Below are 7,664 nucleotides of genomic sequence, written 5' to 3'. Positions count from 1 at the left end.
TCCTAGACAGCTCCACTTCACAACGGGAGGCCCTCACCCGTCAGCAGATCATCCGCGATTCACGTAGCAACGTCCCTGGACATCACATCTAGCGCTCGAGAGTCGTCTTGGAAACCACAGAAGATTGACACTTCTGTCTGACCATTCGTACCAGGCGTCTGCTCCTCGTTCGGCCGCGGCGTGGATGGTCCCGTCCAGGGGGCGCCGCCGGTTCCGACTCGGAGGAGTCACCATGAATGAGAACGAACCACTCGAGGTGCTGGCCGCGGCCCTCGGACCAATCCCCACACATGCGTCGCGCGAATGGCGGCAGTCCCCCGAAAACGTGCGGGCAGTGGTTGAGAATCAGTCGGTGTTCGCCCGCAGAAATGTGGTGCCAACCCCGCGCGCCAGCCGCAGGAGCTTCCTTCGCCCAGCTGTGATCAGCGCCAGCAGTAGCACAGGCCCGACCCACCAGTGAGCGAGGACATTTGCCCAAATCGCTTGCCAGATCAGCACAAAACCATCCCAACGCGCCTGCCACATTGCGTCCCGAATTGGATCGATGTCGATCATGGTTTCCCCCATCGTCGATGACTCAAGGCATACAACTATCAGCGACGTCCGACATCCATGCGACGTCCTTCGGCCGCGCGATGGCCGGTCCTCAATCGGGCCGACCCGCGGTATGTGCGCCGGCCCCTCTCGCGGTCGAGGATGCGGGGCGGCGGATTCGCAAATGACCCGACCGCGATCGCGAGCGAAGACGGCACCACTTACGTACGCGGCCCGACGACGATGAGCGCGGGCTCGCTCGACCCAGATGCCAAAGCGTAGCGAGCATTGCAGCAATCATTAGTGCAATGCACGTAGGCACTTCTTGCGAAGGTGTGTCGTGTATAAGCAAATACGGGTAATCTGGCGGCATGCGCGGCGGGCTGCGGAGATGGAAGCGCGGGGTGGATTCCCGCGGCGTGAGCAACGCGGTCGCGTACGCAACGGAGGCCAGCTGCGATGCACACTTCGGGAGTCTGCAGGGTGTCGAGGCAGCCCTCGGATACGGCGGGGGCGCGTCCGTCACTCGGTTCGTCGCGACCAGTCATGCGATCCACACGGACGCGCTGAGTGTCGGCGCACTGCGCCGTTGGATCTCCGGGGAGAATCCCGCCACTGGTGAACCCCGCGGCCGGCAGATGCATTCGCCGAACGCCGACTTGATGCTCGACGGCACCATCAACTTCCCCAAGTCGTACAGCATCGCCGCGATCATCAACCCGGAGATCGCAGCCGAGTTCGAGGCCCTGCAGGACCGGCTCCGGAACCGCATCATCACCAGCTGGCAACGTGACCTCAACGCCCGACGGGGCGCCGGCGGTTGCATCCGGGAAGGTATCGCACGCCTCGAGGTCGTCGAGCTGCAGCACCGTCGCTCTCGCGCCTTGGACCCGCACGTGCATCGACACCTCTGGCTGAACATCAAAGTCCAAGGGGCCGACGGAAAGTGGTCCAACGTCGACTCCCGTGTCGCCATGAAACTGCACACCGTCATCAACGCCGAGGGTGAACTGGCATCACGGACAGACCCGCAGTGGATCGCCGCCTGCGCGGCCCACGGGTTCACGCTCGACAGCACCGGCGAGATCTCGCAGCTCGTGGAAGCAGTGCGGCCGTTCTCCCGACGCTCGAACCAGATCGAAGCCAACCGTCTCTCACTCATCACGGCGTGGCGGAAATCGCATCCCGATGCCGAGCCCGGCCCCGAGGAGCTGCACCACATCGACGAACAAGCGTGGGCGATCGGCCGCCCAAACAAGCCCGGCCGTCTCGACGAAGATGCCTGGAGCGAACGAGTGCGGGACGAACTCGCCGCGATCGACTCAACGTTGCAGTGCCCCAGACCTCCTACGTCTGCCCAGCCGATCCCCGTCGGAAGCGTGGATCGCGCGCGGCTTGCCGGCGTCGCGCTCGTGGACGCGGACGATCGCTCGGTATCCAGCAGTGGAAGATTCAGCCCCTGGGATCTCCGCGCCGGCGCGATCAGAGCACTTGCGCAAAGCGGCATCGTCGCCGAGCGCGCGATGGTCGAGGAGCTGATTGATGACATCGCCCAACGTGCGCTCGCGAAAACCATCGACCTCATTCCGGACGATCGCGACAAGCCCGCGCACATCAAAGCGCTGATGGCTGAGCGGACAGTCATGCTCAAGCTCCGCGTCGCCGCGCTGTTCGGCCGGCTCTCCACCCCGGGACGCGTACCCGCTCGCGACGCGGTTGTAACGCTCGCCAGCGCCCTCCACTCGGAAACGAAACTCACCGAAGGACAACTGGACGCCGTCACCGCACTCGTGGGCACGGACCGACTGGTTACCGTGACCGGGCCTGCCGGCGCCGGCAAGACCACCATCCTGAAGATCGCGTCACACGGACTTGCCGCACAGCAACGACAAATGATCGTGGTTGCCCCAACCAAGAAAGCAGCCACGGTCGCCGAACGCGAGATCGGCGCCACCGCCTCCAGCCTTCACGCTCTTCTCCACGATCACGGCTACCGGTGGAGACATGACGAGACCGGAGTGCAAGTGTGGAGCCAGCTCGCCCCGGGCGACGTCGACGACGAAGGCTCGACCTACTCCGGCCCGCGCCTATTCCCACTCCAACACGGGGACCGCGTCATCGTCGACGAGGCCGGCATGGTCGACCTGCACTCGGCCCGCGCACTCGCCGAGCTCGCCCTACAAACCGGCGCCGGAATCGCGATGGTCGGGGACCCGCACCAGGCCGCACCTGTCGGCCACGCCGGCGCGATGGCACTCATGCACCAACACGCGAACCGAATCGTCGAGCTCACCGACGTCCACCGCTTCACCGACCCGACCTACGCCGCCCTCACTCTCCGCCTCCGCAACGCCGCAACACACGAGGAAGCCCTCGCTGTGGCCGCGGACCTCGGCGCCGGCGGCCACGTCGTGCGGGTAGAGAGTGCCGACGAAGCCCGCAGAATGATGGTCGATACGTGGCTCGCTGCTCAGCACGCAAGGATGCGAATGGCCCTGGTGGTTGGTACCAACGACGAAGCGGACGCGGTGAACGAAGCAATCCAGCAGCGTCGGATCGAGGCAGTCCAGCTCCTATCGAACCGGGTGGCCTTTGGTCAGGACGGCCAACGCTTGCTCGAGGGCGACATCATTCAGACCCGCCGCAACGACACCCAGTCAGGAGTGCAAAACCGTGCCACGTGGATCATTCGCCGGATCCAACCCGACCGGATTGAACTTCAGAACATCAGCGATTCCACCGACCGCCGGCGGATCCCCCTGGACTACGTCGCCGACCACGTTCACCTCGCCTATGCAACGACCGTTCACGGCATCCAAGGAGAGACGACAGACGAGTGCCTCGTCGGCCCGGACGTTGATGCCGCCGGCCTCTACGTCGGCCTGACTCGAGGACGACAACGCAACCAGACGATCGTCATCGCCGCGTCTGCCGACACAGCGAAAGAAGCCATCGCCACCACGCTTGCCCGAGGCGTCCCTGAGACGACCGTCGACGACTCGCGCGTAGCGGCGCGCACCGATCTTCAACGCGCGGCGCGGCCGACTGCCCCGGTACGCGTGCCCGCTATCGCTCACCATGCCGGGGGCAGTGACGCACGGCTCGGTCCAGGTGACCGGCTCTAGGACCCTTCTAGGAGGAGGGTCACGACCAACTCGACGTAGGCTCGCGCGTGCACACGCGATGTTCGGTGAGGCGGCGGCGGTCGGCGGCGTCCCGTTGGTGGTGGTGCTCGATCACGCCCTGACTGGCGAGGCGCAGCAGCGCGGCAAGGACGAGGAACATGCCGAGCTACTGCGGGGGCGAATCATTTCACCGCTCCGAGATATGAATCTTCGTCGTAGTCGATCTTTAGGTCCGCGCCCGGCATCACGTCAGCGAGCACCTGTCCGACGCTCGTCCCGGCCGCTTCCGGCCAGATCAGGACCGGGCCGTCGGCAGTCTGGAATTGAAAGACAAGACCCACGGGGTGGACAGAGCCGTAAAGGGTCTGCCCCTCCGGTATGCCACGCACGACGCCATCCCTCGTCTCCGTCGAGATTGCTCGCCCGTAAAGCGCGACCGGCGTCCCGATGGGTAGCGTCCTTGCCACGGCCTCGGCGCCAGCTGGCGCGATCAGCGCGACGTAAAGTGAGCCGTCAGATCCTTCTGCCAGCTTCCCTTGCACGACCTCGACGCGGTCGAGTCGGGCGATCACGGGTCTGAACGGTCCGTCGGCGTACGCGAACTCCCCCTGCTCGATGGTTGCGAGAACACCTGTCGCGACGATGTCGGTGTACTTGAGCAACTCGTTCGTGTTGGATACCGGATCAGCGTCGTAGCCCAATACTCCCCAGTCGCCGAGCATGCCGCTGGCAGTTTCGGCTTCGGCGCTTCTGTCCGCTGGAGCCTCCGAGCTTGTTGGCGGCCGGGCCTCCTCCGCACCACTGCAGCCGGCGACCGACGCCGATACACCCATCCCGATGGCCACTACCAGGCCTAACCGCTGAAGTCTGTTGCGAAGCATGGATTCTTCCTCTGTCGCCGGCGAGGTTCCGCCAACTGATGAACTCATTCCTGAAAGTATTCGGCTCCGGTCGATCGTCTCATCAGACCAGCCGCTTCTAGTACTTCGCGTTAATCAGCGATACCTCGCTTGGGCTGTAGGTGATCGTCGTGGAACTGCCACTAACCATGCAACTGTAAGAGGTGCCCGAGTAATGGTAGAGCCCCGTGAAGTGGCCGATCTCATGGCACAAGGTCTTCCGTGCCTGAGTGCCGCTGACCAGCGAGGTGTTGATGACAAGAGAACCTTGGTCGCACCGCGTCGAGCCCCAACCTCCGAGCGGTTTCGTGCATAATGCAATTCCGCGAATGGCCGTTCCAGTGAGATTCACTTCCGGAGACGTATTCAAGTACCCGCCGATGTCCGTCTGCGTCCCGCATGTCGGTTGATACGTGTCGTACATTTGCGTTTGCGAATCGAGATTTGCCATAGCCGCGACAAAGATGTTGCCGTACGCGGCCGGATAGGTCGACGGGGTGCAGTAGTCCATGTTTGCGTCGTCCGCGAAGCATGGCGCTACGTTCGTGCCGGGAGCGTATGGATTCTCATTGCACAAGCTGCCGAATGGCGGGTCGTCGGCATACGCAGTGCCCTCCGCGGTCGCGATCAAAAAACCCGCGCTGAGTACTATCAGAATGAATTTCACAAACGACCCTACGACGGGCGACTTGCCCGAGGGACCCCGCGAGTCACGCTTCATGTGCGTAATACTGTCCGTCTGCACTCGCTAGCGCAAATAATAGCTGATTTATCGTCGCGGTTCGAGTGGCGATGCGACGCTCGGCGAACGCCTGTCAGGATCGGGCGGATTGATAACCCCCCGTGGCTCGGATGGTGTTGGTAATCGAAGGTCGATTATCTTGGCCCGCTAGATATGCGAGGCGGAACGCGCCTAACCCGCTTCCATATAGTCCACGCGGTAACGGTCAAGGGGACTCGCGGCGACTGGACGGGTGTCGTCGGCCACGTCCTGGAGATGGTGGAGCGGGCGGGAGTACGATGGCTCCCGCCCGCTCTTCTTGCGGAGGGTTTAGCGAGTGACTGCTGCGCCGGCTGCTACCGGTGCGGTGTACGGCCCCGTAGCGTCTGCTGCGGGGCCCTCAGCTTTTGGGCTGCGCTCGAGGGTGATGTCGGTGAACTTCAGCGAGGCGCCGACGTTTTCCGCGACGATGTCGCGGGTTTCGCGGGTCTGGCCGGAGTCCTTTTCGATGTAGGTGCCGAATCGCAGGTCGCCGGCGACGAGGACGCTGTCGCCTTTGCGGAGCGAGTCGGCGACGTGGCGGGCCTGCTGGTTGAAGACGACGATGCGGTGGAAGACCGTGCCGGCGTCTTCCCATCTCTGTGTTGCTTCGTTGAGGCGTCGGTCGTTGACGGCGACGGTGAATCTGGCGTAGTCGGTCCCTGATTCTCCGGTGCCGTGTTCTGGGTCGCCGGTGAGGTTGCCCTCGATGGTGACCGGGATCTTGGTCGTCATGGGTGGGTTTCCTTTCGTTGGGAGTCACCCGTGTGGGTGTCTCGGTGGGCGTGGGCCTGGCTGGTCCACGCGTCCCATTCCGCACGCGGCTGGGGCCAGGTGCGGGGTTTGGTGGGTTGGTGTCCGTTGTTGCAGCCGCCGCCGTACGCCTTCGCCAGGCGGGGGAGGGCGATAGCGGCCCGTTCGTGCCAGCCGACGGGTCCGTAGCCGGCGTCGGAGCGGTCGAACGCGGCACGGTGAGCGGTGTGCAGGGCGGAGAGTTCTTCGACGAGGGCGCCGTGCTGGTACCAGCAGAGCGGGATGACCGTCTGTGGGATGTTGTACCGGACGCTGACCCATTCCACCCAGAGCCTCAGCGCCTCCCACTCGCTGGCAGCAGTCGCGTCTGGGAGGGTGTACCAGTCGACGATGTGGGCCCCGAGGGCCTCCGACGAGAGGTCGCGGCTCGTGTAGGGGGCGGTGAAGCCGGCGGCGAAGGCCCGCTCCGCGTCGCTGAAGTCCTCGTCGCCGATCATCCCGCACCGTCCGATCGGGTGAGCTTGGCGCGGAGGCGAGCGAGGGCGAGGGCGGAGGCGGTGCGGCGGTCGCGGCCGCGGGATAGGACGGCGTCACGGTCGATGAGCCGGTGCAGAAGTTCGTGGCATCGAGGGTGCAGCGGCACGAGGTCGAGGTGTCGCTCGCGGGCTTTCCACTGCCCGGCGACCCTATAGACGCCGTGGTAGTCGGCATGGTGCAGCTCTAGTTCGGCCGGGATCCCTGCGTGGCCGCAGGCCTGGCAGGTGAGTGGGATGCCGGTGCGGGAGTGCGTTCGGAACCATCGGTCGCGTCGCGCGAACCACATAGGCGACTTCAGGTAACCGGTGCGGTACTGACGGCCGGTGACGGCGGGTCGACGTGTGTTGCTCACTCGGGCACCTCCTCGACAGCAGTCTCTGTGTCTGGGGCGGGTGCCGGCGCGGGGGTGCGGAAGACTTGCGCTTGTTCGGCTTCGGTTGCGGCTTTGGTGGTGCGGATGTCGTTCGCGTCGCGGCGTTCGTCCCAGCCGGTGAGCTCGAGCAGTACGCCACGGCGGTTGCGGTAGGCGAGGAGACCGGTGTTGTGCGGCATCCGTCGGATCTCGTCGACTGACATCAGCGGGAAGCGCTCTCGCTGTTCGCTGGTGGAGTGCCCGGAGTCGCGGGTGGACCAGGACCGGTTTGTGCGGCGGGTCTCGCGGGTGCCGAGGAGCGCTTCAATGTCGCGGAGGTGGTCGACGTGACTGGCGCCGCCGAGGATGACTTTGGCGGTGGCGGCGGCCCAGATGGTGTCGGCTTCGGCGCGCGACCATGCGGTCTCGGCTTGGGAGAGGGCTTGGAGGACGACGAAGGTGCAGATGCCGCGGCCGCCGCCGTCGGCCATGATGCGGGGCAGGTTGCCCCAGCGGAACATGTTGACGATCTCGTCCAGGATCAGTCCGAGCGGGTGTTGGAGTCTCGAGCCGGGGGAGGCGAGAGCGCGGATGCGGGCGACCTCGACGATGTCGTCCAGCACCGCGGACAGCCACCCGCCCATTGCTGATGCCCCTGAGGCGGAGCCGATCAGATAGAGAGTGTTGGCGTCGTCGAGGAACGC

At 64.9% G+C, this 7,664-nt stretch carries 9 protein-coding genes; 1 reads left to right on the top strand and 8 read right to left on the bottom strand.

Features of this window, described 5'->3' with window-relative positions; translation table 11 throughout:
• Positions 1–345 precede the first annotated feature (345 nt).
• Entirely contained in the window at positions 346–555 is a 210-nt protein-coding gene (locus ACFUTX_RS16420) for a hypothetical protein (protein ID WP_378867187.1), read from the bottom strand.
• 350 nt (positions 556–905) lie between these two features.
• On the opposite strand from ACFUTX_RS16420, the gene ACFUTX_RS16415 reads away from it, so the two are divergent.
• The gene (locus ACFUTX_RS16415; RefSeq protein ID WP_378867184.1) at positions 906–3,659 is read left to right on the top strand and encodes an AAA family ATPase; all 2,754 of its coding nucleotides are present in this window, start codon (positions 906–908) and stop codon (positions 3,657–3,659) included.
• 19 nt (positions 3,660–3,678) lie between these two features.
• On the opposite strand, the gene ACFUTX_RS16410 is transcribed toward ACFUTX_RS16415, so the two are convergent.
• The 7 genes from ACFUTX_RS16410 to ACFUTX_RS16380 all read right to left on the bottom strand — a co-directional run.
• Positions 3,679–3,819 (bottom strand): hypothetical protein, encoded by a 141-nt coding sequence (locus ACFUTX_RS16410; RefSeq protein WP_378867181.1) that lies wholly within the window; start codon positions 3,817–3,819, stop codon positions 3,679–3,681.
• A 22-nt stretch (positions 3,820–3,841) separates the two neighbouring features.
• Complete coding sequence (locus ACFUTX_RS16405; RefSeq protein WP_378867178.1) at positions 3,842–4,540, bottom strand: hypothetical protein; 699 nt, start codon at positions 4,538–4,540, stop codon at positions 3,842–3,844.
• Positions 4,541–4,637: 97 nt separating this feature from the next.
• Entirely contained in the window at positions 4,638–5,225 is a 588-nt protein-coding gene (locus ACFUTX_RS16400) for a hypothetical protein (RefSeq protein ID WP_378867175.1), read from the bottom strand.
• Positions 5,226–5,609: 384 nt separating this feature from the next.
• Positions 5,610–6,053 (bottom strand): single-stranded DNA-binding protein, encoded by a 444-nt coding sequence (locus tag ACFUTX_RS16395; RefSeq protein ID WP_378867172.1) that lies wholly within the window; start codon positions 6,051–6,053, stop codon positions 5,610–5,612.
• On the bottom strand, positions 6,050–6,568 hold the full coding sequence (locus ACFUTX_RS16390; RefSeq protein ID WP_378867169.1) for a hypothetical protein: 519 nt from the start codon (positions 6,566–6,568) through the stop codon (positions 6,050–6,052). The genes ACFUTX_RS16395 and ACFUTX_RS16390 overlap by 4 nt, the downstream gene beginning before the upstream one ends.
• Complete coding sequence (locus tag ACFUTX_RS16385; protein ID WP_378867166.1) at positions 6,565–6,960, bottom strand: hypothetical protein; 396 nt, start codon at positions 6,958–6,960, stop codon at positions 6,565–6,567. Before ACFUTX_RS16385 ends, ACFUTX_RS16390 begins: the two co-directional genes overlap by 4 nt.
• On the bottom strand, positions 6,957–7,664 hold a 708-nt coding region (locus tag ACFUTX_RS16380; protein WP_378867163.1), incomplete at its 5' end, for a type IV secretory system conjugative DNA transfer family protein. The genes ACFUTX_RS16380 and ACFUTX_RS16385, both read right to left, overlap by 4 nt.

This window comes from Microbacterium sp. NPDC057407, assembly GCF_042803895.1.
Lineage (GTDB): Bacteria > Actinomycetota > Actinomycetes > Actinomycetales > Microbacteriaceae > Microbacterium.
Note: the sequence above shows the minus strand (reverse complement) of the source record. Positions and strands in the feature narration are given on the sequence as shown.

Coding starts and splice junctions, on each gene's coding strand:
- ACFUTX_RS16420 (WP_378867187.1), bottom strand. CDS start 555: ATGATCGACATCGATCCAATTCGGGACGCAATGTGGCAGGCGCGTTGG.
- ACFUTX_RS16415 (WP_378867184.1), top strand. CDS start 906: ATGCGCGGCGGGCTGCGGAGATGGAAGCGCGGGGTGGATTCCCGCGGC.
- ACFUTX_RS16410 (WP_378867181.1), bottom strand. CDS start 3,819: ATGTTCCTCGTCCTTGCCGCGCTGCTGCGCCTCGCCAGTCAGGGCGTG.
- ACFUTX_RS16405 (WP_378867178.1), bottom strand. CDS start 4,540: ATGCTTCGCAACAGACTTCAGCGGTTAGGCCTGGTAGTGGCCATCGGG.
- ACFUTX_RS16395 (WP_378867172.1), bottom strand. CDS start 6,053: ATGACGACCAAGATCCCGGTCACCATCGAGGGCAACCTCACCGGCGAC.
- ACFUTX_RS16390 (WP_378867169.1), bottom strand. CDS start 6,568: ATGATCGGCGACGAGGACTTCAGCGACGCGGAGCGGGCCTTCGCCGCC.